The organism is Kitasatospora sp. NPDC032757 (genome assembly GCF_055579305.1).
The window spans coordinates 1-23018 of the sequence record NZ_JBVINN010000066.1; the positions used below are offsets into that span (position 1 = coordinate 1).

A 23018-nucleotide genomic window follows, 5' to 3' on the forward strand; every position below is an offset into this window, starting at 1 on the left:
GGGCTCAACCCGAAGGAGATGTTGGACAGGCCCAGGGTGGTCTGCACGTCCGGGTGGCGGCGCTTGAGCTCGCGGATCGCCTCGATCGTCTCGATACCGTCCCGGCGCGACTCCTCCTGCCCGGTGCCCAGAGTGAACGCCAGGCAGTCGACCAGGATCGACCCCTCGTCGATGCCGTACTCGGTGGTGAGCTGCGCGATCAGCCGCTCGGCGATGGCCACCTTGGCCTCGGCGGTGCGGGCCTGGCCCTCCTCGTCGATGGTCAGCGCGATCAGGCCGGCGCCGTGCTCGCGGGCCAGCGACGCGATCCGGCCGAAGCGGGTGTCCGGACCGTCACCGTCCTCGTAGTTCACCGAGTTCAGCAACGCCCGGCCACCGAGCGCCTCCAGCCCCGCCCGCAACACCTCCGGCTCCGTGGAGTCCAGCACGATCGGCAGCGTCGACGCGGTGGCGAGGCGGCCGGCGATCTCCCGCATGTCGGCGACGCCGTCGCGGCCGACGTAGTCCACACACAGGTCCAGCAGGTGGGAGCCGTCCCGGATCTGCTCACGGGCGATCTCCACGCAGGCCTGCCAGTCCCCGGCCAGCATCGACTCACGGAACTTCTTCGACCCATTGGCATTCGTCCGCTCACCGATCGCCAGGTACGACGTGTCCTGACGGAACGGCACCGCCTGGTACAACGACGCCGCCGACGGCTCCGGGCGCGGATCACGGCCGGCGACCGGGCGGCCCTGGACGCGCTCCACCACCTGCCGCAGATGCTCGGGGGTGGTGCCGCAGCAGCCGCCGACCAGCGACAGCCCGTACTCGCGGGTGAAGACGTCGTGGGCGTCGGCCAGCTCGGACGGGGAGAGCGGGTAGTGGGCGCCGTCCCTGCCCAGCACCGGCAGACCCGCGTTCGGCATGCACGACAGACCGATCTTCGCGTTCTTGGCCAGGTAGCGCAGATGCTCGCTCATCTCCGCCGGCCCGGTCGCGCAGTTCAAACCGATGTAGTCGACACCGAGCGGCTCCAGCGCCGCCAGCGCCGCACCGATCTCCGAGCCGAGCAGCATCGTGCCGGTCGTCTCCACGGTCACCTGCACCAGCACCGGCAGATCCAGGCCCGCCTCCGCCAACGCCCGCTTGCAGCCCAGGATGGCCGCCTTGGTCTGCAGCAGGTCCTGACTCGTCTCCACCAGCAGCGCATCCGCACCACCCGCGATCAGGCCGGCCGCGTTCTGCCGGAAGCCGTCGCGCAGCACCCCGTACGGGGCGTGACCGAGGGTGGGCAGCTTGGTACCGGGGCCGATCGAACCCAGCACCCAGCGGGTGCGGCCGTCGGCGGCGTACGCGTCCGCCGTCTCGCGGGCGATCCGGGCGCCGGACTCGGACAGCTCGAAGACCCGCTCGGAGATGTCGTACTCCCCCAGCGCCGAGAAGTTGGCGCCGAAGGTGTTGGTCTCCACACAGTCCACACCCACCGCGAAATACGCGTCATGGACCGAACGCACGATGTCGGGCCGCGTCACATTCAGGACCTCGTTGCAGCCCTCCAGGTCCTGGAAGTCCTCCAACGACGGATCCTGCGCCTGGAGCATCGTGCCCATCGCACCGTCGGCCACCACCACCCGGGTGGCAAGCGCCTCACGCAACGCATCTGCGCGACTCTGCGGAGTGATGGACGGGGCGGCTGCAGTGGCCATGGGGCTTCTCCCTGGGTGCGACGGCTGTCGGCTTTGCGACCCTGCTGAATCGGGGTCGCACCTGGCCAGGGTATCCGGCCTGCGGCGGGAGCCGATGGTGCGTTCCGTATCCTGAACGTTCGGCCGCAAAGGGGAGGGCGACTGCATGGCGAGGATCGGCGCACGGGCACGGCGGGTCGCGGAGGTTCTGGGGAGGCCGCTGCGGGCGCTGCGGGCCCGCTGGCGGGGGTGGTCCCGCTGGCGGAAGTCGCTGGTCGTGGTGGGGGTGGCGGTGGCCGTCCTGGTGACACCGGTCGGCGCGGCGGCGCTCGCGCTGCGGCTCCAGTACGCCGGGGAGCCGTCCGCCGACGCCCGCACCCGGGGCCGGGACGCCCTCTGGCTCGGTCACGCCTGGGTGGACGGCCGGAAGGGTGACGCCGACGTCGCCGCCCTCGCCCAGCGCCTCTCCGGCACCGGCATCCGCGACCTCTACGTGCACACCGGCCCGCTGGAGCACGACGGCTCGCTGCCGCCGAGCGTCCACCCCCGGGCCGGCTGGTTCGTCGAGACCGTCCACAAGACGATGCCCGGCATCCGCGTGCAGAGCTGGCTGGGCGACGAGGTCAAGCCGGAGAAGGACGCGCTGGACCTGGAGGACGCGCCCACCCGGGATCGCGTCACCGCCTCCGCCCGCCAGGTGCTCGACCTCGGCTTCGACGGCGTCCACTTCGACATGGAGCCGATCCGCCCCGGCTCGAAGGGCTGGCTCGCCCTGCTCGACCAGGTGCGCCCGGTCACCGCCGGACGCGGCACCAAGCTGTCGGTGGCCGCCCCGCAGATCGACCCGCTGCCCGGGCAGCACGCCGTCGGCATCGCGCTCACCGACCACGGCAAGTGGTGGGACCAGGCCTACTTCGCCGAGACCGCCCGCCGGGTCGACCAGATCGCGATGATGACGTACGACTCGAGCATGCCGACCGAGTCCCTGTACGGCGGCTACAACGCCTACCAGACCGAGCTGGCCCTGGAGGCGACCCCGGAGAACGTGGACCTGCTGATGGGCCTGCCGTTCTACTGGGAGGACAAGTGGGGCCACTGGGGCCACGCCGAGACGGTGGAGGCCGGCATCCGGGGCATCCGGCTCGGCCTCGGCCGGTACGACCTGCAGCGGCAGAACTTCGGCGTCGGCCTGTACGTGGACTTCGCCGCGACCGAGCAGAACTGGGCGGACTACCGCAGCGGCTGGGTGCGCTGAGCCGCGGCGTCGCCCACCGCCGCTACGCGAGCTGCCCCGACGCCAGCCGGTGGGCCAGCGCACCCAGGTAGCGGTGGATCGCGGCGTCCTCGCCCGTCACGTAGTGCCCGATCGCGCGGTAGAGCGGCTTGTACACCTCACCGCGCTCGGTGACGGTCAGGGTGCAGCCCACCCCGGCCGGCGTCAGTACGTACGTCCAGGTGCCGCCGTACGGCAGGTCCGGGTCGGCGATGCCGGTCACCAGGCGGTGCGGGGCCTCGCTCTCCACCACCTCGTAGGTGGTGTGGCCGTGCTTGTCGTACTCCCGCCAGCGGGGCCGGCCGCCGGCCGTCGCGGGCAGCCGCTCGACGTGCGACAGGCCCGGGCGCCAGGCCGGGTAGAGGTCGATGTCGGTCAGGATGTCCCAGACCGCACCGGGCGGCTGGGCCAGGTCCAGGCCGCCCTCGGTCACGTGTTCCACCGGCAGCCGCCGCCCGGCGGTGGTGGCCGCCAGCACCGCTCCGGCCCCGGCGGCCACCACCGCTCCGACGCCGACCCACAGCCATCCGTTCATCCGCCCGGCTCCTCACGCCCGCCGCCCGGCCCCCGCCTCGCCTCCATCATCGCGCCGCCCCGCCGCTCGGGCACGGCAGCACCGGCGGCGCTCGCCGGCGGGGCGGGCGGCCCGGCGCGGGCCGCCTGCCGGGATAACCGCTGGCTCCCGGCGCCCCGCTCCCCCAGACTGTCCCGGTGCCCGGCCGCCGGGCGCATCAAAGCCCGTAGGCTGGGCAGGTAGGGACCATGGAACGAGGCGTTCCATGGGTGACGAGAGGTTCGACAGTCGGCAGCCGGACCGCCGACGCCCCGGCATCCCAGCCGGGACGGGGTGCGGCCGCCCGCCGACCGGAGGGAGACGCTGGGTGATCGAGCTGGAAGATGTTCCCGAGTTGATCGACCCGGTGATGGTCTGCGCCTTCGAGGGCTGGAACGACGCGGGCGACGCCGCTTCCGCCGCGCTCGCGCATCTGGACGAAACCTGGGGCGGCAAGGTGTTCGCCGCCCTGGACGCGGAGGACTACTACGACTTCCAGGTCAACCGGCCCACGGTCTGGCTGGACGGCGGCATCCGCCGGATCACCTGGCCGACCACCCGGCTCTCGGTGATCCGGGTGACCGAGCCGACGACCCGCGACGTCGTCCTGGTGCGCGGCATCGAGCCGAGCATGCGGTGGCGCTCGTTCTGCAACGAGCTGCTCGCCTTCGCGCACGAGCTGGGGATCGAGCTGGTGGTGATCCTGGGCGCACTGCTCGGCGACACCCCGCACAGCCGCCCGGTGCCGGTCAGCGGGGTCACCTCCGACCCGGAGCTGGCCCAGCGGCTCGACCTGGAGGAGAGCCGCTACGAGGGCCCGACCGGGATCGTCGGGGTGCTCCAGGAGGCGTGCACGCACGCCGGGGTGCCCGCCGTGACGCTCTGGGCGGCGGTGCCGCACTACGTGGCGCAGCCGCCGAACCCGAAGGCCACGCTGGCGCTGCTCAACAAGCTGGAGGACCTGCTGGACCTGCGCATCCCGCCGGGCGAGCTCGGCGAGGACTCCCGGGCCTGGCAGCTGGGCGTGGACCAGCTGGCCGCCGAGGACAGCGAGGTGGCCGAGTACGTGCAGCAGCTGGAGGAGGCGCAGGACACCGCCGAGCTGCCGGAGGCCTCGGGCGACGCGATCGCCCGCGAGTTCGAGCGCTACCTGCGCCGCCGGGAGAACGTCGGGCCGACCGGCGAGAAGCCGGTCGCCGGGCACGCCACGGCCGAGCGGCCGAGCGATCCCGAGCCGCCGGCCGCCCGGGAGAGCCAGGACGGCACCGAGGACGAGTAGTCCTCCGTGCCGTCGTACGGCGTCACGGTACGACGCCGTGACGCCGTACGACGGCACGACGGGTACGGCATGCGGAAGGGGCGTCAGGACCAGTGGTCCTGACGCCCCTTCCGTCCGTACGGGGTGCCTACAGCGCGACGCCGAGCAGGGCGTCCACCGTGCGGGATACCAGGCCGGGCGCGCCGATGTCCTCGCCGCCGCCGGCCTCCTGCCGGGCGGCCCAGCGGTCCACCGCGGCCAGCGCGGCGGGCGCGTCCAGGTCGTCGGCGAGCGCCTCGCGGACCTCGGCGAGCAGCGCCTCGGCCGGCGGGCCGTCCGGGCGGGAGACCGCGGCGCGCCAGCGGGCGAGCCGCTCGACGGCCTCGTCCAGGGTGCCCTTGGTCCACTCCCAGTCCTCGCGGTAGTGGTGCGAGAGCAGGGCGAGCCGGATCGCCGCCGGGTCGACGCCCTCGCGGCGCAGCGCCGAGACGAAGACCAGGTTGCCGCGGGACTTGGACATCTTGTGCCCGTCCAGGCCGACCATGCCGGCGTGCACGTACGCCTTGGCGTACGGGTGGCCGCCGGTGGCCACCTGGGCGTGCGCGGCGCCCATCTCGTGGTGCGGGAAGGAGAGGTCGCTGCCACCGCCCTGGATGTCGAAGGACATGCCGAGGTACTGCAGCGCGATGGCGACGCACTCGATGTGCCAGCCGGGGCGGCCGTGGCCCAGCTCGGTGTCCCAGGCGGGCTCGCCCGGCCGCGCGGAGAGCCAGAGCAGGGCGTCCAGCGGGTGGCGCTTGCCCGGGCGGTCCGGGTCACCGCCGCGCTCGGCGAAGACCGGGCGCATCTGCTCGCGGCTCAGGCCGGAGACCTCGCCGAAGTGCGGGTCGGCGTCGACCGAGAAGTAGATGTCACCGTCCACCTTGTAGGCGGCGCCGCTCGCCAGCAGCTTCTGGACCAGCGGGACGATCCACGGGATCGACTCGACGGCGCCGATGTAGTGGGCCGGCGGGAGCAGCCGCAGGGCGGTCATGTCCTCGCGGAACAGCGCGGTCTCGCGCTCGGCCAGCGCCACCCAGTCCTGGCCGGTCTCGACCGCCCGGGCGAGCAGCGGGTCGTCCACGTCGGTGACGTTCTGCACGTACAGGACGTCGTGGCCGGCGTCCTTCCACACTCGCTGCGCCAGGTCGAACGCGTTGTAGGTGGCGGCGTGGCCCATGTGGGTCGCGTCGTAGGGGGTGATGCCGCAGACGTAGATCCGGGCGGTGCCGTCCTGCGGCACGACCTCCCGGATACAGCCCGCAGCGGTGTCGTGGATACGAAGGGGGAGCCCCTGACCAGGCAGGGCGGGAACCTCGGAGGCGGGCCAGGCATGCATGGGAATGACTTTAACCGTGCGAACATTTGAAAGCCTAACCAGTACGCAAGATCGACTGGATTCGTTTGCCTTCGTTGCCTGAGCGCTTCGGGACTGATAGTGACCGGCTTCCGACGGCCCCCGCACGGCGGCCGCACCCCTCGCGAGGGCGCGGGTGGCGCCCGGCCGGCCCTTCCGCCGACCGGGCGCCCGGCCCCTCCCAGGGCCGGGCCGGAGCCGCTACGACCCCCTGCGGGAGGGCCGGCTACAGCCGCCGCCAGAGGGCCGGCACGCTCGGCGGCTCCCAGCCGGTGACGGCGGTGTACCCCTGGAGGCACTGGTAGGAGGCGCCGGCACAGGTGACGCGGTCGCCCGCGCCGTAGGGCGTTCCGGCGGCCCAGGTGCCGCCGGGCTGCCCGGTCGGGGTCGGGGTGGGGTCGTGGTGGGAGTCGGGGTCGGACTGCCCGTCGGGGTGGGCGTCTGCGGCACGTTCAGGACGAAGTCGTACGTGCCCTCCTTCGCCGGTCCGGCCTGGCGGACGTTCATCAGCAGCCGCGCGTCGTAGATGGTGTCGGTGCCGTTGCGCGGCTCCCCCGGGAAGTACAGCTGTGTGGTGAGCACCGGGCGACCGGGGCCTGGAGCTTGACGTGGAGGCGCCGGGTGCGACCCGGGTAGAGGCCAAGCACGATCGTGGTGAGGCTGAAGGCACCCCGGGTGTCGGTGAACTGGTGGCCGCGGAAGGCGAAACCGCTGTTGTCGTACGCGCCGTTGACGTCGGCCTGCCAGAAGTCGAGCAGCACGCCGGCGATCGGCAGGGAGGCCCGGCCGAAGACGTAGCCGCTCACGGTGAGCCGGGTGCCGGGGGTGCTGTCGGTGATCAGCGAGGTCCGCAACGGGGAGTCGGGCTTGAAGTAGGGGCCCTCGGTCTGCTCGACGGTCGGCGCGTCGCCGTCGTGGCAGGCGGGGGTGAGGCCGGGCGCCTCGCCGGTGCCGGCGCGGTCGCGGGCCAGGGCGACCCCACCGCCGGCCAGCAGCGGGGCGGTGCCGAGAACGGCGGCGGCCCGCAGGACGGACTTGCGGCTGATCCGGCGGTCGATCAGGCTCTCCGGCCCGGTGGGCTCTTCGGACGCGGCCATGGGCCGACTCGGCATGACAAGGGCCGGGTCGTCCGCCCGCCCGGTCACTCCGGGCCGGCCACCGGCGGCCAGCAGTCAACCTACGGGCCGCCCGGGGCCGTCGCGATGGACGGGATCCGGGGATCGTGGTGATTTCCTCCGACCCCGGCCCGGAACTCCCCCGGTGTCATCCCGGTCTCCCGCCGGAAGAAGCGGCAGAAGTACGCCGGATCGCCGAACCCCGCCTCCCGCGCGACCTGTCGCACCGTCAGATCGATCCAGGCGAGCAGCCGTTTGGCCTCCAAGGTCTGCTGCTGGCGGATCAGCCGGCCGGGCGTACTGCCGGTGGCCCGCTTGACCAGCGCCGACAGATGCCCGGACAAGACCCCCAACTCCTGGGCACAGGAGGCCACCGAGCGCTCCACCCCGCCCAGGCCGGCGATCAACCGGCTGAAGGCGGCGGCCAGTTCGGCCGTCCGACCCGACTCCGCACCACCCTCACCGGGGGCGCGGGCGCGCAGCGCGCGGACGATCAGGATGTGCAGACCGGCCCGCAGCACACCCGCATAGCCGGCCGGGCGGGCCCGGCACTCGTGCTCCATGTCGGCCAGCAACGCGCCGATCGGCCCGGCCTGTTCGCCGAGTCGCAGCGTCGGGCAGGCGGCCAGCTCGCGCAGCGCGGCGAGGTCCAGGGGGTGGGAGAGCAGGAAGTCCTCGTTGAAGAGCACGGCCTGCCCGGCCAGCCCGTCCGCGTCCGCCCAGTAGTGCACCTGGCCGGGCGCGATCACGCACAACTGCGGTGGCTGGAGCGGCCGGTGGACCAGGTCCTGGACATGGGCACCGGCACCGCCGGTGACATGGACGATCTCGAAGAAGGAGTGCCGGCGGGGGAAGCCCGCGCGGGAGAGCGGGCCGATGGTGTCGAAACTGTCGATCGCGAACGGCAGCAGGTGCGACAGCGGGACCTGTAACCGGTGCAGCGGCAGGTCCGGGTGGGGGGTGGTCCGTCGCTCGTCCATCGGAGCAGTGTGCGGCCGGGCAGCCGCACCGGTCCAGACCAATACCGGCGGGGTGGGAGCGGCCGGGTGCGGCCGAGCGTGCGCGGCCGGGCGTTGCGCGGCCGGGCGTGCGTCAGATCGGCGGCCAGGGAATCGACGGCCAGTCCTCGGACGGCAGCGGGTGCAGGCCGGTCCGGCGCAGCCCGTCCACCCTGGCCCGGGCGGCGGCGAGTTCGGCAGCGGTCAGGTGCGGGGCGAGCCGGTCGCCGAGGCCGCCGTCCAGCTGCTCCGCCAGGCCGGCCAGCACCTCCAGCGCCTCCTCCGGCAACGGCTGTCCGGCCCAGCCCCAGAGCAGGGTGCGCAGCTTGCCCTCGGTGTTGAAGGTGACACCGTGGTCGATGCCGTAGAGCCGGCCGTCGGCAGCGGGGATCAGGTGACCGCCCTTGCGGTCGGCGTTGTTGAGCACGGCGTCCAGCACCGCCATCCGGCGCAGCCGCAGGTCGTCGGGGTGCACCAGCAGCGCGGTGCGCCCGTCGCCCACCTCCGCGTGCACGATCGGCAGCCAGCCGTCCTCGGGCCCCTGCGGGTCCTGGAGGGCCAGCAGCGGGTCGGCGTCCGGGTCCGGCTCCACCCAGAGCTGCACCATGCCGGGCCCGTGCGGCCCGTCGCGCAGCACGGTGGGCGGGATCAGCGCCCAGCCGGTGGCGGCGGCGAGTTCGTACGCGGCGACCTCACGGCCGGCGAGCGTGCCGTCCGGGAAGTCCCAGAGCGGGCGTTCGCCGGCCACCGGCTTGTAGACGGCCTGCGCGGTCAGGCCGTCCAGCGTGATGCTGCAGTACAGCGCGGCGTTGGAGGCGTCGGTCAGCCGGCCGTGGACGGTCAGCTCGCCCTCGCGCAACAGGTGCAGCGCGGTGGGCGGGTCGGCGGCCAGGGCGGCGCCGGCCACCGGGTCAGCCTGCGGAGGGGTCTCGGTGTTCAGCGCCGGTAGCCGTTCGCGCGCGGGCACAGGTGGCCCTCCGGGTCGAGCGGCAGATTGCAGAACGGGCACGGCTTGCGGCCGGCCGCGACGAGGTCCAGCGCCCGCTTGGCGAACACCCGGGCCATCGCCCCGGTGAGCCGCACCCGCAGCATGTCCGGGCCGTTCTCGTCGTCCTCGAAGACGGCCTCAGCGGCGTCCTCGTCGTCCTCGTCGCCCTCGTCCTCGATCACCGCCTGCGCCTCGACGACCAGGCGGCTGTCGATGCCGTCCCAGGCCAGCGCCATGGTGCCGACCCGGAACTCCTGCTCCAGCGGGAGGTCCAGCGGCGCGGTGTCGAGCAGGTCGACCGGCGCGCTGGCGGGGATCGCGGCGTCGCCGCCGCTGCGCCGCAGCGCCTCGTCCAGCACCTCCTCGATCCGCTCCGCGAGCGCGGCGACCTGGGTCTTCTCCAGCAGCACGCTGGTGATCCGCCCCCGGGCGGAGGCCTGCAGGTAGAACGCCCGGGCGCCGGGCTGGCCGACGGTGCCGGCCACGAACCGTTCGGGCTGGTCGTAGAAGAAGACCTGACGGGGCACGCTCTCGCTCCGGATCGTGTCGATCGTTGTAGGGGTCGGTCGTGGGGCGGTGGTTCGGGTACTGGTCGCTCTGTACGGGTGGTTCGGGCGCTGGTCGTTCGGGGCGTTCGAAGGCCGTTCGGGGCTGGTCCCGTTCGGGTGGACCAGGGCTCCGGTGGGGCCCGTTAGTCACCCTACGACCTCCCGGCCCGGCCCGGGGAGCCGAGCCGGGGTCCGGACCCGTCCGGCCCCGGTCAGACCGCGCCGGTCGCGCCGCCGACCACCGCGTCGCCGTCCGGGGCGCCGGCCCGGTGGTCACTGTGGCCGTCTCGGGGCTTCGGGGCGAGCGAGGCGAGGTCGCCGGTGTCGCCCATCCTCAGCACGAAGGGCCGCTGCGGGGTGTAACGGATCGCGGTGACCGAGCAGGGGTCGACGCTGATCCGCTGGAAGTGGTCCAGGTGCAGGCCGAGTGCATCGGCCACCACCGCCTTGATCACGTCACCGTGCGAACAGGCGATCCAGACCGCGTTCTCGCCGTGCTCGGCGGCGATCTTCTCGTTCCACTCACGGACCGCGCTCACCGTGCGGTGGCTCAGCTCGCGCAACGACTCGCCGCCGGGGAAGGCGGCCGCCGCCGCGTGGTCCTGGACGGTGCGCCAGAGCGGCTCCTTGGCCAGCTCGGCCAGCGGGCGGCCGGTCCAGTCGCCGTAACGGCACTCGCCGAGCCGCTCGTCCTCCGTGGGAGCGCCGAGTTCGGGCCGGGCGGCGAGCAGCGGCTCCAGGGTCTGCCGGCAACGCTCCAGCGGGCTGCTGACGGCCTGCGCCAGCGGGATCCCGGCGAGCCGGCCGGCCAGCGCGGCTGCCTGCGCGCGCCCGGTGTCGTCGAGGTCCACGCCGGGGGTCCAACCGGCCAGGATTCCGGCGGTGTTCGCGGTGGAGCGGCCGTGGCGGACGAGCAGCAGGGTGGGCATGGGGCCTAGCGTACGGCCTCCCGGAGGGGGCGTGGGCGGGAGGTTGCGGTGCCGGGGCAGCACCGCCGGGACCGTGCCGGCACGGCCGGGACCGTGCGGGGTCGGTGCCCGGTCCGGGTGCCGGTTGGGTGCCGGGCGGACGGGCCTGGTGTGGGGTTGGTGTCGAGCGCCGGTGCAGCGGGCGATGTGCCACCGCCACCGCCGTCCAGGGGCCACAATGGCCCGATGATCGTCCACTGTGCCATCTACCGTGACGGCCGCCGGATCGAGGGCCCGGCGGACTACACCGGCGCCCTCGCCGCCGCGCGGGCGGCCGGAAAGGGCAGCTTCGTCTGGATAGGCCTGTTCGAGCCGACCGCCGAGGAACTCGACCAGGTCAGCGCGGAGTTCTCGCTGCACCCGCTGGCCGCGGAGGACACCGTCAGTGCGCACCAGCGCCCCAAGGTGGAGGCGTACCAGGACTCCCTGTTCGTGGTGCTCAAGACGCTCGGCTACCACCCCGGCGGCCACGCGGTGACCAGCGGCGAGGTGATGGTCTTCGTCGGCGAGGACTTCGTGATGACGGTCCGCCACGGCGCCGACACCCCGCTCGGCGAGCTGCGGGCGGAGCTGGAGGCCCAGCCCGACGTGCTGAAGTACGGGCCGAGCGCCGTGCTGCACTCGGTCTGCGACGCGGTGGTGGACGGCTATGTGGACGTGACCGTCGCACTCCAGGCGGACCTGGACGAGCTGGAGGCCGACGTCTTCGCGCCCGGCCGGGTCGGCCGCAACACCGCCGGGCGGATCTACGGCTACAAGCGCCAGCTGGTGACCGTGCGCCGCGCCACCGGTCCGCTGCTGGAGCCGATGATGCGGCTGGAGCGCGGCGGTGTGCCGTTCGTCCGCGACGAGGCGCTGCCGTACCTGCGGGACGTCGCCGACCACCTGGCCCGGACCAACGACCAGGTGGAGGGCATGGACCGGCTGCTCTCGGACATCCTCAGCGCCAACCTGGCGCAGGTCAGCGTGCAGCAGAACAACGACATGCGGAAGATCTCGGCCTGGGCGGCGCTGGCCGCCGTGCCGACCATGATCGCTGGCGTGTACGGCATGAACTTCGACCACATGCCCGAACTGCACCAGCCCTGGGGGTACCCGGCGGCGGTGGCGTTGATGGTGCTGGTCTGCCTGGTGCTGCACCGGGTGTTCAAGCGGCACGACTGGCTGTAGGCCCCCTGCTCCACCCGGCTCCCCGGCTCCCCCGACTCCACAACGCCCCGCCGCCCGGGCGCACCGGCCGGCGGGCCCGACCCACAGGCCGGGCGCGGTCGGGAGCGGGCCCTCCGGCCGGGGGCGGGCCGCCGGCCGGAGGGGGTGAGCCGGGGGCGGGCCTGCCGGAGAGGGCGGGCCCGCCGGGCGCGGTCGGTGGTCAGGCCAGCCCGGCGCGCTCCAGGGCCTCGACGCCGGTCCGCAGCGCCTGCACCCGCTCGTCGAGGGTGAAGCCGGCCGGCGCCAGGGTGAGCGTGGTGACGCCCGCGTCGGCGTACGCCTGCATCCGGTCGGCGATCCGGGCGGTGTCGCCGACCAGCGAGGTGGCGTCGATCAGGTCGTGCGGGACGGCCGCCCCGGCACCCGCGTAGTCCTTGGCCAGGTACTTCTCCTGGATCTCGTCCGCCGCCTGCTCGTAGCCCATCCGCCGGGTGAGCTGGTTGTAGAAGTTCTTCTCCTTGCTGCCCATGCCGCCGATGTAGAGCGCGGCGTAGGCGCGCTGGGAGTCGACCCCGGCCTTGATGTCCTCGCCGACCGCGATGGTGACGGTCGGGCAGAGGTCGAAGCCCTCCAGGCTCTGCCCGGTCTTGGCCCGGCCGGCCTTCAACGGGTCGAGGGAGAGCGCGGCGTGCTCGGGCGAGAAGAAGATGCCCAGCCAGCCGTCGGCGATCTCGCCGGTCTGCTCCAGGTTCTTCGGGCCGATCGCGGCGATGTAGAGCGGAATGTGCTCGCGCACCGGGTGCACGGTGAGCTTGATCGGCTTGCCGGGCCCGCCGGGCAGCGGCAGCGTCCAGTTGGCGCCCTCATGGACCAGCCGCTCGCGGGACATCGCCTTGCGGATGATCTCCACGTACTCGCGGGTGCGGGCCAGCGGCTTGTCGAACTTCACGCCGTACCAGCCCTCGGAGACCTGCGGGCCGGAGACGCCGAGGCCCAGCCGGAACCGGCCGCCGGAGAGGGTGTCCAGGGTGGCCGCCGTCATGGCCGTCATCGCCGGGGTGCGGGCCGGGATCTGGAAGATCGCCGAACCGATGTCGATCCGCTCCGTCTTGGCGGCGACGAAGGAGAGCACGGTGGCCGCGTCCGAACCGTAGGCCTCGGCGGCCCAGCAGACCGAGTAACCGAGCCGGTCCGCCTCCTGGGCGACGGCGATGTTGTCGGCGTCCATGCCGAGTCCCCAGTAACCGAGGTTGATACCGAGTCGCATCTGCCAAGCCTTCCAGTCGGTTGTTCGCGAGGGTAACCGCGCGGTCGGCGGCCATGCTACTGGCCGGTAGGTGTGGGCCGGGACACATTCCCGGCGGTCCGGCCGTGCCGGGCCCCGCCGGTCCAGCCCGGGTCGGGCCGGGTCGGGTCGGGACGGTCCCTGCCGGTCCAGCCCGGGTCGCGCCGGATCGGGTGCCACCGGCCGGTGCCGACCGTCCCACGGTGATCACCCCGCGGCGATCGCCCTGCGGGGCAGTGATCGTTCTGCGGGTCTGCACACCAGCCCGGGCACCGGCCGCTACGCTCAGCCGACGTGGGGACGCCTCTCCCCACCTGCGCGTTTGCCAGGCGGGCCGACGTACCCGGCGACCCGCGTTCAAGGCCAGTGGAGGGCCCGTCCGATGGAAAAGCGACACCTCGGCCGAACCGGGCTGCAGGTCTCCCGGCTCGGCCTCGGCACCATGACCTGGGGCCGCGACACCGACGAGCACGAAGCCGCCGAGCAGCTCAAGGAGTTCGTCGACGCCGGCGGCAACCTCGTCGACACCGCCGACGTCTACGCGGACGGCGGCGCCGAGTACCTGCTCTCCCGGCTCACCGACAACCTGATCCCCCGCTCCGACCTCGTCATCGCCACCAAGGCGGGCAGCGTCCCCGAATCCGCCCGCCGCTTCGACGGCTCGCGCGGCCACCTGCTCGCCGCCCTCGACGCGTCGCTGCGCCGCCTCGGCACCGACTACGTCGACCTCTGGCAGGTGCACTCCTTCGACCCGGCCACACCGGTCGAGGAGACGCTCACCGCGCTCGACATCGCCGTCACCTCCGGCCGCGCCCGGTACGTCGGGGTCTGCGACTACAGCGGCTGGCAGCTCGCCAAGGCCGCCACCTGGCAGCACGCCCACCACGGCCGAACGCCGCTGGCCGGCGCACAGCTGGAGTACTCGCTGCTCCAGCGCGGAATCGAGCGGGAGGCGCTGCCCGCCGCCCTGGACGCCGGGGTCGGCCTGCTCGCCTCGTCCCCGCTCGGGCGCGGCGTGCTCACCGGCAAGTACCGGCACGGCGTCCCACAGGACTCGCGCGGCGCCTCGCCGTACCTCTCCGGCTTCGTCCAGCCCTACCTCGGGGAGCGGTCGCGGCGGATCGTGGACGCCGTCGCCACCGCGGCCGACGGCCTCGCCAGCAGCCCGCTCGCGGTGGCGCTCGCCTGGGTCCGGGACCGGCCGGGCGTGGCGAGCGCGCTGGTCGGGGCGCGGACGGTGGCGCAGCTGCAGGCGGCGCTGTCAGTGGAGGCGCTTACGCTTCCGGGTGAGATCCGCGGTGCGCTCGACGACATCTCGTCGCCGGTCCACCGCTACCCGGACCAGGGGTGGAGCGAGCTCTAGGCTGCGCCATCCCGGCCCGGGGGTCTCGCCCCGGCGGGCCCTCGGTCCGCCCGGGGCGCCGGACAGCTGACCCGACCCGACCAGACTCAACCCGCCCGACCTGGCGTGATGTGACCTGATGTGACCTGACCGACCGACCTGTACCGCCCGTCGAGACCGACCTGTTCCGGCCGGCTCGACCGACCCCACCGGCGCAGCCGCCCCGCGCGGCCGGGCCGTCCCGACCATGCCGACCGCGCTCACCGCGACGGGGCAGCCGCCTGCGGCCCGCTGCCCCGCCACCGGTGCGGGCCGGCGCCCAGCAGTGGAGTGACCTTTTTTGGAGCGAACGATGAGTGACACGGAGAACGGCGCTCCGGAGGAGACCTCGGCGGCCCCGGGCCCGGACGGCACCAGCGGCAGCGGCACCAGCGGCGACACCGACAAGGCGGCCGCCGTCGCCGCGCTGGCGGCGGCGATCCGGACGGTCGGGAAGCAGTCGGCCGGTCCGGCGCCCCAGGCCCCGCCCGCCGGCCAGACCGGTTCCGCTGCCCCGGTGCGCGACTCCGGCACCGCTCCGGAGCCCGCGGCGCCCACGGCCGTCCGACCGTCCCCGGTCCGGGCCGAGAGCGACGAGCAGCGCGCCCAGGCCCTCAAGGACACCGCCGAGGTGCTGGCCGCGGGCGGTGCACCCACCGACCTCGCGGCCGCCGCCGTGGCCGCGTTCGGCGACGGCGCCGCCGAGCAGCTGCGCGCCGACCCGTGGGCCGTGCTGACGCTGACCGGTGTCCGCCCCGAGCACGCGGACGGCTTCGCCCGCGGCCTGCTCGGGCCCGCCGCCGGCCCCGGCGACCCGCGCCGGGCCCAGGCGCTGGTGCCGTGGCTGCTGGAGCAGGCCGCGCTGCGCGGCCACTCCGCCGTGGAGATCGGTGAGGTGACCGCCGGGCTCGACCGCCTCGGTCTGCCGGACACCGCCGCCGCACTGCAGGTAGCCATGGACGACGGCCGGGCACTGCCCTTCCAGGAGGAGCTGACCGGCGCCGAGGCACACGCCGCGGGCGGCGGCGAGGAGGACGACGAGCCGCCGACCCGGATGCTGCTCGCGCTGGAGCGGCTGGCGCTCGCCGAGGACAGCCTCGCGGAGGGCCTGGTCCAGCTGATGTCGACGTTCGTCCCCGGCGAGGACGGCCCCGAGGCGGAGGACGCACCTGCCGAGGGCGCCGCCGACGAGGACGCCCCTGCCGAGGAGGGCTCGTCCGACGAGGATGGACCGGCCGGCTCCTCGGAGTCCGAGGAGCCCGGAGCGTCCGAAGCGTCCGAGGAGCCCGGAGCGTCCGGAGAGGGGGACGCCACCCACGAACCGGCCTCGGCCGGGGCCGCCGCCCCCGGCCCGGCCGCCTGGGAGGCTGCCGCCGTCGCCGCGCCCTCCTCCTCCGCGACCGCCCTGATCCGGGCCGCCGCGGAGAACGCCCTGGTCACCCACACCGGCGGCGAGGCTGCCCGGGCCGAGCCGGCCGCCCTGGTCCGGGCCGCCACCGGCCTCGGCCTCCGCGCCTGGGCCGCCACCTGGACCGACCAGGGCCGGGACAGCCTCGCCGCGCTCGCCGACGGCCCGCTGTCCGTCGTCACCCTGGCCGAGCTGCTCGCCGGGACGGCCGGCCCCGGCCGCTCCTCCGACGGCACGCTCGCGCTGGACGTCCTGGTCGTCCTGGACGCCCCGCTGCTGGACGTCGAGCTGGCCGCCACCCTGCTGGAGTCGCTCGCCGACGGCACCCGGCTCGTCCTCAGCGGCGACCCGGGCCAGCTCTGGTCCGCCGGCCCCGGCCGCTTCTTCGCCGACCTGGTGGCCGCCAGGGTCTGCCCGTCGGTCGCCTCCCGCACCCCGGACTTCGGCCCGATCGGCGAGCTGGTCTCGGGTGTCGGCATCGGCGAGCTCCAGCCGGTCGAGGCGCCGGACAAGGAGGTGGTCATCCTGACCGCCAAGGACGGTGGCGAGGCCGTCCACCGGGCCATCCAGCTGCTCACCGACTCCATCCCGCGCGCGCTCGGCATCCCTGCCGAGCAGGTGGTGCTGCTCACCCCCGGCCACGGCGGCCCGGCCGGCACCCGCTCGCTGAACGCCGCCGCCAAGGCCCGCCTCAACCCCGGCCCGGGCCGCTTCGGCGGCTTCGACCCGGGCGACCGGGTGGTGGAGTCCCCCGCCCCCGGCATCACCCGCCCCGCCCGGGTGATCGACGGCGACGCCACCGGCCTGCACCTGGAGTACGCGGACGGCTCGCGCCGCACCGTCCCGCCCGCCGAGGCCGGCCGGCTGCGGCACGGCTGGGCGCTGACCGTCCACCAGGCGGTCGGCCGCCGCTGGCCGGGCGCCGTCGTCGTCCTCCCGGAGGACGCGGGCGCGGCGCTCACCCGCCAGTGGGTCTACACGGCGTTCGGACGCGGCGAGCGCCACCTCTCGGTGGTCCACGCCGCCGGCCCGGCCCTCCCGCAGGCCGTCACCGAGCGCCCCGCCCTGCCCCGCACCACCCGCCTGCGCGCGATCCTCGCCGAGAACGCCGCCCAGGCGTACTAGGGCTTGTCCGGTCAGCCTTGGCGTCCGCGCGCCCGGCAGGATCGGCCGGACATGACCTGACGGCCGCCGGGACCGACCTCGCACCGCCGTCGCGGAGGGGTCGGTTCCGGCCGGGTGTCGGTGGGTGGGTCTACTGTGCGGGGGCACGAGTCCAGCCTGCGCAAGGCATGAGCAAGGGGAGATCATGACCACACTCGAGAACCGGCCGCACACGGCGCTCCTCGTCATCGACGTGCAGAACGGCGTCGTCCAGGAGGCCTACGAGCGCGATGCCGTGGTCGCCAACATCGCCGGCCTGGTCGAGAGGGCGCGGCGGGAGGAGGTCCCGGTCGTCTGGGTCCGGCACTCCGACGAGGAGCTGGTCCTGGGCAGCGACAGCTGGCAGATCGTTCCCGAGCTGGTGCCCGGCGAGGGCGAGGCGCTCGTCGAGAAGCTCTACCGCGACTCCTTCGAGGGCACCACCTTGGAGGCCGAACTGGCGGGTCTCGGGGTCGGCCGCCTCGTCGTCGTCGGCTCGCAGACCGACTTCTGCGTTCGCTCGACGCTCCACGGCGCGCTCGTCAGGGGCTACGACGCGATCCTGGTCAGCGACGCCCACACCACCGAGGACCTCACGGCCTGGGGCGCTCCGAAGCCGGAGCAGGTCATCGCCCACACGAACCTGTACTGGTCCAACCAGAAAGCCCCCGGGCGGACGGGCGGCACGGTCGAGACCAAGAACGTGGACTTCGGCAGCGCGTCCTGAGCTCAGGGCCCGGCCCGTGCGCGGGGCGTCGGATCCGCCGACTTCCCGCGCACGTCCGCCCGCGCACGTCCATCCACCCACGCCCGCCCGCGCATGCCTGTCCACGCACGCCTGTCCGCGCTCCGACAAGGCCGCACTCATGGCAACGGGGGCGTGAAAAGCAGGCCTTGGACGCCACGGCGGCTGCCGTCCCGCCTCGGCACCGTCACCGGCCCTGGGCGGTGGCAGTGCCGAGGCGGGCCGGGCGGGCCCGGGACGGGCACCCCGCTGCCGCCCCGCCCGGACACCTCGGACCACGCCGGGAGCGGCTCGGGTCAGTCGTCGAGGTCCTCATCGTCGTAGACCTCGCTGACGTCGAACCGGCAGATCAGCAGCTGCGGGTCCGCGTGCTCGAACGGCTCCGGCAGCCACTCCCCCGGCTCGGTCGGCTCGGCCGCCGCGACCCAGAGCGTCGAGTCGCCCTCCTCCAGCCCGAACTCCTCGCTGCGGGCGGCGATCTCGTCCGGCTCGTACTCTCCGAACAGCACGCCGATCGCGGCGTTCAGCCCGCCCGTGCCGCCCCCGCCGGGGGTCAGCGAGTCCTCCAGCCGCTCGGCCTGGGCGCGCAGCCGCTTCGAGTCCACCACGTGGTAGTCGCGGCGGATCAGCACGCTGATCGCCTCGGGCTGTTCGGGACCGTGGTACCCGCCCGGCCCCTCGTCCCCCGGGACCTCGAAGGGGGTGACCTCGTCGTAGACCTCGTAGAGGAGTTGGTCGTAGGCGATGGCCGCCGTCGCGAGCTGCTCGTAGGCGGCGAACACAGCGGGATCGTCCGCTGCGCTGGGGCTCGACACCGCTTCCAGATGACGGTCGATGGCGGCCTTGACCGCCTCGGCGGCGGCGCGTACCTCGGCAATGGTGGGCTGCGCGGCATCAGACATGGTGCAGACGCTATCTCCCCGCGGTGCCGGTACGCACAGCGGTTGTCACCTACACCCGCGATTTCACCGCAACTTCCCCCCTGATGTCCGATCCGCGTGGTTCTGTTCCCGCGTACGCCCCGCACGCGGACCCCGGGGACGGCACGCGTGGGCCGTCCGGGTGCCGCTTGGCGAGCCGCGATCGGGGTATCCCGTCAGGAGGAGAAACGGAACTGATGCACTGTCAGGATCGCGGGGCTCAACGCGGGCCTCGACGCAGGCGCGACGCAGGCGTGGTGCGGGCGAGTCGCCGCCGATGGGACGGCGGTTCGCAGGCGCGGCCACGGGTGGGGGCTCGGTGGGAGCACGGCCGAAAATACCCGGGCCCGTTGTCGGGGGCAGGCCGTAGGCTTGCTCGAAGGTGTCCCTCAGGAGGAGCGTTTTGACCCCACCGAAGCCGGTCCGGCAGCCGGAGTACGAGTACCAGTCGCTGCGCATGCCGCGCGGCACCTCGCGCAACGCGGCACGCCAACTGCTCACCGACCACGCCGAGTACGGGCACTGGGAGTTGGACAGACTCCGCCTGTTCCCCGACGGCAGCCGGACGGTGCTGCTACGGCGACGGATCATCCGGCAGGTCCGGAGCTGGTGACGGCCGTCACGCCGTAGGCGCGGTCACCGGGTCTCCCCGCCTGAAGCGCCCGGAGCGCCTGAGGGGTCGGGACGCCAGACCCGGGGCTCACGCGCCCGCGGCCGTCTGTTCCTCCCCGACGGCCGCGGGCGGCTCTTTCCGGCTGGGCGTTCGGCCGGGGCGCTCGCAGCCCGCCCTTTCCAACCCGGATTCGCAGCACAGCGATCTTTCAGCACAGCATTCGCGGCGCAGCATGCGCGGCGCAGCGATCTCAGCTCACGGCGAGTGGTTCAGCGCGAGCCCGGGCGCACGCTGAACCACCCACGCTGGTTGTTCAGCGCACGCCGGCGCGGGCGCGACGGTAGAGGACACCGCCGCCGAGCACCAGCGCGAGGCCGGCAGCACCGAGCAGCTCGGTGCTGCCCGCGCCGGTCGAGGCCAGCTGGGTGCCCGTGGCCGCCGGAGCCATCGCCTGGGGGCTCGCCGTCCGGGCCGAGGCCGGCACGGCCTGGCCGCTCTGGCTGCCACCGGTCGCCGTGGTGGCGGTCGGGGTGCCCGTCGAGGGAGTGGCGGCCGGAGGCGTGGCGGACGGGCTGCCCGGCCGCGGTTTGCCCGGGGTCGGCGAGGGCGGGTTGTGCGGGCTGTGGCTCTCCGGACAGTCGTCGTCCGGCTTGCTGGGCGGGGTGGACACCGTGGGCCCCTCGTTGCCGCAGCCGTTCCCGAAGGCCGGGTTGCCGACGCCGCCCACGTCGACCGAGTGGCCGCAGGCGTTGACCGGCACGTGGACGGGCGCCTTGACGTTGTTGCCGGAGGCCGCACCGGGCGAACCGGCCGCCGTGCCGGAGGCGGAGGATCCCGAGGCACTGTGGCCGCTGCCGCCGCCCGCGTGCCCGGCGGCGTCGGCGCAGTGGTTGCCGTAGGCCGGGTTGAGCACGCCGACCGCGTCGACGGTGTTGCCGCAGGCGTTGATCGGCACCTCGACCGGCACCTGCGCCGAGTTCCCCGAGGCCACGCCCGGCGAACCGGCCGCACCCCCTAGCGCCTCGGCGCCCGCGTAGGCGTAGCCGGCGGTCGAGGCCAGGACACTGCCGGTGGCCACGGCCGTGAGGAGCCCCTTCTTGGCTACATTCCTCATATTTTCCCCTGACGTATCGAGACGACGTGATGACCTGCAGAAAGTCGGAACTTCCGAATAACTGGCCAGGTCTTCGAGTGCACACGGGACAACGACGCGCATGCAGGGAGGTTGAGTCGAACGAACCCGCTTCACCCGATCGAGCGAAGCTCCGCGCCGGGCGTGGACGGACGACTCGACGAGTCCGGACAGACAAGCGCCCCCGGTGCGGCGCGTCCGCCACCCGGGGGCCAAGTAAGTCAATCCGATGATCGGCCCGTTAGCCGATCACACGGTCAACCTGCGCTCAGAAGTTGGCGCAGTGGTTGCCGAACGCAGGGTTCAGCACGCCGATCACGCTGACGGTGTTGCCGCAGATGTTCACGGGGATGTGCACCGGGATCTCCACCTGGTTGCCGGAAACCACGCCCGGCGAACCGGCGGCCACACCGTCGGCGGCGGCGCCGCCATGGGCGGACGCAACGCCGGCGGCGGCGAGGACCAGGCCACTGGTGGCGGCGGCTACGGCGGCGATCTTCTTGACCTTCATCATTCCTCCTGTACGGACCACGCAACCCGTTCGGCGGGCTGCACAGGAATGAACGACGGTGTGGCAAACGGGGTACGGAACCTTTTCCCCATTCACTCGCAACGGTGATGGATCGCACAGACAGTCGATCGGCAAACTCAAGGAGAAACGTTTCTCTCGATCACTTTTCCGCCGTCCCAAATCATTAGCTCGGACAATGCGGACGGCCCGCCCCCGGCACCCCGGGAACGGGCCGCGACCCCTGCCGGGGGCCCAGTGCTCCACAGGCCCCGCACTCAGCGGGCCCCGTACGCAGCCTGCGCCTGCTCGGCGGGCCGTGCTCAGCCGTACCTGCTCAGCTGGCGTCGATGAACCGGTCCAGCACCCGCACGCCGAACTTCAGCCCGTCCACCGGCACCCGCTCGTCCACGCCGTGGAACATCCCGGCGAAGTCCAGCTCCGGCGGCAGCTGCAGCGGCGCGAAGCCGAAGCAGCGGATCCCGAGGTCCTGGAACGACTTGGCGTCCGTCCCGCCGGAGAGGCAGTACGGCACGGCCCGCGCGATCGGGTCCTCGGCGCGCAGCGCGGTCTGCATCGCCTCCACCAGCGCGCCGTCGAAGCCGGTCTCGATCGCCTTGTCCGAGTGCAGGCTCTCGCGCTTCACCCGCGGGCCGAGCACGCTGTCCAGCTCGGCCAGGAACTCCTCCTCGTAGCCGGGCAGGAACCGCCCGTCCACGTGCGCGGTCGCCTGCCCGGGGATCACGTTCACCTTGTAGCCGGCGCCGAGCATGGTCGGCTGGGCGGTGTTGCGCAGCGTGGTGCCGATCATCTTGGCGATGCCGCCCAGCACCCGCAGCGTCTCGTCCATGTTCTCCGGGTCGAGCTCGACGCCGAGCGCGTCCGACAGCTCGTCCAGGAAGGCCCGGACGGTCTTGGTGATCCGCAGCGGGAACTTGTGCCGGCCCAGCCGGGCCACCGCCTCGCACAGCTCGGTGATGGCGTTGTCGTCGTTCTCCATCGACCCGTGCCCGGCCCGGCCCTCGACCGTGAGCCGCATCCAGTGCATGCCCTTCTCGGCCGTCTCGACCAGGTAGAGCCGGGTCTGGTCGTTGACCGTGAACGAGAAGCCGCCGACCTCGCCGATCGCCTCGGTCACCCCCTCGAAGAGCCCCGGGTGCTTGTCCACCAGGTACCGCGCCCCGAACGTGCCGCCCGCCTCCTCGTCCGCGAGGAAGGCCAGGACCAGGTCGCGCGGGGGCTTGCGCCCGGTCCGCAGCCGGTCGCGGACGACGGCCAGCGTCATCGCGTCCATGTCCTTCATGTCGACGGCGCCACGCCCCCAGACGCACCCGTCCGCGATCTCGCCGCCGAACGGGTCGTACGTCCAGTCCGCGGCGTTGGCCGGCACCACGTCGGTGTGCCCGTGGATCAGCAGCCCCGGGCGTGACCGGTCCTCTCCCTCGATCCGCACCACGGTCGAGGCCCGCCCCTTGGCCGACTCGAAGATCTGCGGTTCGAGACCGAACTCCGCGAGCTGTTCGGCCACGTACTCGGCGGCCTTCCGCTCCCCCGGCCCGGAGCCGTCGCCGTAGTTGCTGGTGTCGATCCGGATCAGATCGCGACAGATCTCGGCGACCTCCGACTCGGCCGTCACCTTCGGCGCCGCCGCCCGCCCCGCCGACTCGCTCCGCTCGCTCACGGTCACTCCTCGTCTCAGCCCCGCACCGGCGCACCACCGCGCCACCCCCGGGACCTGCACCCGGGTCGTACGAGCACGTCCGCCCATCCTCCCCCAGCCCCCCACCCGGATCCACCCCGCAAACCCGGCGGCAACCTCAGGAAACCCCCTGGTCACACGCGCGCCACAGACCGCCCCCCGGCGCCGTCGCCCGCCCCCGCTCCCCCATCCACAGCCGTTTTGGGAGCGCAAGCCGATCTTTGCTACAGTTACATCTGTCAGCGCGGCCGACGAGGCCGCAAAGACAACA

19 protein-coding genes and 1 pseudogene are annotated in these 23018 nt (G+C 73.6%); 7 read left to right on the forward strand and 13 right to left on the reverse strand.

The window, feature by feature from the left end; translation table 11 throughout:
• Positions 1 to 1688 (reverse strand): homocysteine S-methyltransferase family protein (locus ACZ5WK_RS38395; protein ID WP_465554906.1); only part of this gene is annotated, 1688 nt, incomplete at its 3' end.
• Positions 1689 to 1833: 145 nt separating this feature from the next.
• Here ACZ5WK_RS38395 and ACZ5WK_RS38400 point away from each other — a divergent pair.
• Positions 1834 to 2922: a glycoside hydrolase family 18 protein gene (locus tag ACZ5WK_RS38400; protein ID WP_465554908.1), complete on the forward strand. Its 1089-nt coding sequence runs from the start codon at positions 1834 to 1836 to the stop codon at positions 2920 to 2922.
• Positions 2923 to 2944: 22 nt separating this feature from the next.
• Here ACZ5WK_RS38400 and ACZ5WK_RS38405 read toward each other — a convergent pair whose 3' ends face one another.
• Entirely contained in the window at positions 2945 to 3475 is a 531-nt protein-coding gene (locus ACZ5WK_RS38405) for an SRPBCC family protein (RefSeq protein WP_465554910.1), read from the reverse strand.
• 346 nt (positions 3476 to 3821) lie between these two features.
• Here ACZ5WK_RS38405 and ACZ5WK_RS38410 point away from each other — a divergent pair, with 346 nt between their 5' ends.
• Complete coding sequence (locus ACZ5WK_RS38410; protein WP_396325740.1) at positions 3822 to 4772, forward strand: PAC2 family protein; 951 nt, start codon at positions 3822 to 3824, stop codon at positions 4770 to 4772.
• 127 nt (positions 4773 to 4899) lie between these two features.
• Here ACZ5WK_RS38410 and mshC read toward each other — a convergent pair whose 3' ends face one another.
• The 6 genes and pseudogenes from mshC to ACZ5WK_RS38440 all read right to left on the reverse strand — a co-directional run bounded on the left by mshC (position 4900) and on the right by ACZ5WK_RS38440 (position 10725).
• Positions 4900 to 6129 carry a cysteine--1-D-myo-inosityl 2-amino-2-deoxy-alpha-D-glucopyranoside ligase gene (gene mshC, locus ACZ5WK_RS38415; RefSeq protein WP_465554912.1) on the reverse strand — a complete coding sequence of 410 codons (1230 nt, stop codon included), beginning with the start codon at positions 6127 to 6129 and terminating at the stop codon, positions 4900 to 4902.
• A 244-nt stretch (positions 6130 to 6373) separates the two neighbouring features.
• Positions 6374 to 7259: pseudogene (locus tag ACZ5WK_RS38420) on the reverse strand (dioxygenase family protein).
• Between the two features lie 65 nt (positions 7260 to 7324).
• Positions 7325 to 8242 (reverse strand): helix-turn-helix transcriptional regulator, encoded by a 918-nt coding sequence (locus ACZ5WK_RS38425; protein ID WP_465554914.1) that lies wholly within the window; start codon positions 8240 to 8242, stop codon positions 7325 to 7327.
• A 112-nt stretch (positions 8243 to 8354) separates the two neighbouring features.
• Positions 8355 to 9152, reverse strand: a complete 798-nt coding sequence (locus ACZ5WK_RS38430) for an SCO1664 family protein (protein WP_465554951.1) — start codon at positions 9150 to 9152, stop codon at positions 8355 to 8357.
• 44 nt (positions 9153 to 9196) lie between these two features.
• Entirely contained in the window at positions 9197 to 9775 is a 579-nt protein-coding gene (locus ACZ5WK_RS38435) for a DUF3090 domain-containing protein (RefSeq protein WP_465554916.1), read from the reverse strand.
• A gap of 233 nt (positions 9776 to 10008) precedes the next feature.
• A complete protein-coding gene (locus ACZ5WK_RS38440) occupies positions 10009 to 10725 on the reverse strand; it encodes an MSMEG_4193 family putative phosphomutase (protein ID WP_465554918.1) in 717 nt (238 codons plus the stop codon).
• A gap of 225 nt (positions 10726 to 10950) precedes the next feature.
• Between ACZ5WK_RS38440 and ACZ5WK_RS38445 the strand changes: the two genes are divergently transcribed.
• Positions 10951 to 11934 carry a magnesium and cobalt transport protein CorA gene (locus tag ACZ5WK_RS38445; RefSeq protein WP_465554920.1) on the forward strand — a complete coding sequence of 328 codons (984 nt, stop codon included), beginning with the start codon at positions 10951 to 10953 and terminating at the stop codon, positions 11932 to 11934.
• Between the two features lie 199 nt (positions 11935 to 12133).
• Here ACZ5WK_RS38445 and ACZ5WK_RS38450 read toward each other — a convergent pair whose 3' ends face one another.
• Positions 12134 to 13180: an LLM class F420-dependent oxidoreductase gene (locus ACZ5WK_RS38450; protein WP_465554922.1), complete on the reverse strand. Its 1047-nt coding sequence runs from the start codon at positions 13178 to 13180 to the stop codon at positions 12134 to 12136.
• Positions 13181 to 13580: 400 nt separating this feature from the next.
• Between ACZ5WK_RS38450 and ACZ5WK_RS38455 the strand changes: the two genes are divergently transcribed.
• The 3 genes from ACZ5WK_RS38455 (at position 13581) to ACZ5WK_RS38465 (ending at position 17857) form a co-directional block, all read left to right on the forward strand.
• Positions 13581 to 14561 carry an aldo/keto reductase gene (locus tag ACZ5WK_RS38455; protein ID WP_465554924.1) on the forward strand — a complete coding sequence of 327 codons (981 nt, stop codon included), beginning with the start codon at positions 13581 to 13583 and terminating at the stop codon, positions 14559 to 14561.
• 331 nt (positions 14562 to 14892) lie between these two features.
• Complete coding sequence (locus tag ACZ5WK_RS38460) at positions 14893 to 17112, forward strand: helix-hairpin-helix domain-containing protein (RefSeq protein WP_465554926.1); 2220 nt, start codon at positions 14893 to 14895, stop codon at positions 17110 to 17112.
• A 184-nt stretch (positions 17113 to 17296) separates the two neighbouring features.
• The gene (locus tag ACZ5WK_RS38465) at positions 17297 to 17857 is read left to right on the forward strand and encodes a cysteine hydrolase family protein (RefSeq protein ID WP_405359348.1); all 561 of its coding nucleotides are present in this window, start codon (positions 17297 to 17299) and stop codon (positions 17855 to 17857) included.
• Between the two features lie 314 nt (positions 17858 to 18171).
• On the opposite strand, the gene ACZ5WK_RS38470 is transcribed toward ACZ5WK_RS38465, so the two are convergent.
• Positions 18172 to 18777, reverse strand: a complete 606-nt coding sequence (locus ACZ5WK_RS38470; protein WP_396325750.1) for a hypothetical protein — start codon at positions 18775 to 18777, stop codon at positions 18172 to 18174.
• 421 nt (positions 18778 to 19198) lie between these two features.
• Between ACZ5WK_RS38470 and ACZ5WK_RS38475 the strand changes: the two genes are divergently transcribed.
• Complete coding sequence (locus ACZ5WK_RS38475; protein ID WP_037846781.1) at positions 19199 to 19408, forward strand: DUF5703 family protein; 210 nt, start codon at positions 19199 to 19201, stop codon at positions 19406 to 19408.
• A gap of 313 nt (positions 19409 to 19721) precedes the next feature.
• On the opposite strand, the gene ACZ5WK_RS38480 is transcribed toward ACZ5WK_RS38475, so the two are convergent.
• From ACZ5WK_RS38480 to ACZ5WK_RS38490, 3 genes are all read right to left on the reverse strand, one after another.
• A complete protein-coding gene (locus ACZ5WK_RS38480; protein WP_465554929.1) occupies positions 19722 to 20522 on the reverse strand; it encodes a chaplin family protein in 801 nt (266 codons plus the stop codon).
• Between the two features lie 286 nt (positions 20523 to 20808).
• Positions 20809 to 21054 (reverse strand): chaplin, encoded by a 246-nt coding sequence (locus ACZ5WK_RS38485; RefSeq protein ID WP_465554931.1) that lies wholly within the window; start codon positions 21052 to 21054, stop codon positions 20809 to 20811.
• Positions 21055 to 21385: 331 nt separating this feature from the next.
• Positions 21386 to 22729: a M20/M25/M40 family metallo-hydrolase gene (locus ACZ5WK_RS38490; protein ID WP_465554933.1), complete on the reverse strand. Its 1344-nt coding sequence runs from the start codon at positions 22727 to 22729 to the stop codon at positions 21386 to 21388.
• Between the last annotated feature and the right edge of the window lie 289 nt (positions 22730 to 23018).